Origin of the sequence: Methylobacterium sp. BE186, from assembly GCF_031457035.1 — a bacterium.
GTDB classification, from domain to species: domain Bacteria; phylum Pseudomonadota; class Alphaproteobacteria; order Rhizobiales; family Beijerinckiaceae; genus Methylobacterium; species Methylobacterium segetis.
In genome coordinates this window covers 1-1,674 of the sequence record NZ_JAVDVV010000064.1, presented here as the reverse complement: position 1 = coordinate 1,674, position 1,674 = coordinate 1, and the positions used below count along the sequence as shown (strand labels likewise).

The 1,674-nt window shown below is 65.8% G+C and carries 2 protein-coding genes; one reads left to right on the top strand and one right to left on the bottom strand.

Going from position 1 to position 1,674, the window contains the following annotated elements:
• Nucleotides 1-54: 54 nt before the first annotated feature.
• Complete coding sequence (locus tag J2X36_RS26730; protein ID WP_132256643.1) at nt 55-264, top strand: hypothetical protein; 210 nt, start codon at nt 55-57, stop codon at nt 262-264.
• Between the two features lie 405 nt (nt 265-669).
• Here J2X36_RS26730 and J2X36_RS26725 read toward each other — a convergent pair.
• The coding region (locus tag J2X36_RS26725; RefSeq protein WP_310355246.1) for an efflux RND transporter periplasmic adaptor subunit at nt 670-1,674 on the bottom strand (1,005 nt) is incomplete at its 5' end.

The window sequence follows — 1,674 nt, the reverse complement described above, 5'->3', positions numbered from 1 at the left end:
AGGCGTTCGGTGGCATAAGCACTGCAACGCAAACAAGCGCACCGGACGCCCACCATGATCTCTCTGCTCCTGACCGCCGCCGTCGTTGCTGGTGCTGCGAACGCCGCGCTGGTCGCCTTTGTGGCCGACCGCCTGAGCCCGAAGGCTGCCGCCGCTGGCGAGTTCGTCGCCATCACCGAGACCGCGCCGGCTGTCGGCAAGGTCAGCCGCGTCGAGGTGAGCAACGAGAACGTCCCGGCCGTGGCTGCCAAGCGCGCCGCCTAAGCGAGCTCGCACGTAGCGCTGACCCCGCAAGCTGATGAGCCCTGCCAGATCCTGGCGGGGCTTTTTTGCGTCTGCGGGAGGCCCAGAGCTGAGAGGAACGGGTGATCAGCGGAGCCGTTGATCCGATGCACGGTCCGCTTCCCTCCCCTCCGCGGCCGTGCTTTTGCCCCAGAGACGACCTTCGGCCTCGGCCCCGCCGGGGTTTTTCTTTGCGCGCTAGATCTCAGTGTTGGATCGGGACGCCGCCGAGCAGCCTGCGGCGTTAGGCGACGACCTCGGCCATCTGCCCGCATCAGCCCAATCCAAGTGCCGAGTTCGCGCCGCCGCTCGGTGGCCCCGGCCATGAAACGCGCGTGACGCTACATACCGTCGCGCTCGCTCTTCGGCGCGCCGGCGACCCTGACGTCACTGCTGGGTCGCCATGCGGTCGATGAACAACGCGCCTTTGGAGATCACGGTCTCGCCTGCCGCCAAGCCTTCGACAACCTCCAAATTGTCGTCATTCAGCGTGCCAGGCGTGATGCGGCGGTGCTCGACCACGTTGCCGTCCTTGAGCACCCAGACGCTCGCCTTCTCACCCTCGAAGATGACCGCCCGGCGCGGAACGGAGAGCGAGACGATGTCGTATTCCTTGATGATGCGGACGCTCGCGTACATCTCGGGCTTGAGCAGGTTGTCGCTGTTGTCGATCTCGCCGCGCACGACAATCCGCCGCGTCAACGGGTCGACGGAGGTCCCGATGAAGTTCACCCGGGCCTCGAAGGTCCGGTTCGGATGGGCGAGGACGCGGAACAGCAACCGCTCACCCAGCATCACCTTGGCCGCGTCGGGCTCGCGCAGGTGCGCAACGAGCCAGACCAGCGACAGATCGCCGATGACGTAGGAGGGGTCTGCCCCGCCGGTGGCGACGTACTGCCCAGGGCCGATCTTGCGCTGGATGATCGTGCCGGAGAGCGGCGCGTTGATCATCGTCTCGGCGTTGATCACGCCCTTCTGCTGGAGGGCGGTCATGTCGGGATCTTTGAGGCCGAGGATGCGCAGGCGGTTGCGTACCGCCTCCAGCCCCACCTCGGCCGTCTTGAGATCGTTCGTGGCGTTCGAAAGGTCGTTCTGCGCGACCTGAAGCTCGCGCAGGGTCGTCGCGCGCGTCTCGAACAAGTCGCGGAGGCGCTTCTCGACCGTCTGCGCGTGGAGGGATTGGGCGCGGCTCTTGTTTAGTACGTTGAGGGCGGCGAGGTAATCGTTCTGCGCCTGAACCATCTCGTTCGCTTGGACGGAGAAGAGCGGCACGCCCTGTCTCACGTACTGCCCCGTCTGCCCGAAGATCGCGACGACACGCCCCGGATAAGGCGAGAAGATCGGTGTCGCCCTGTACTCGTCGACGCTGATCTTCCCTTCGGTGACAATCTC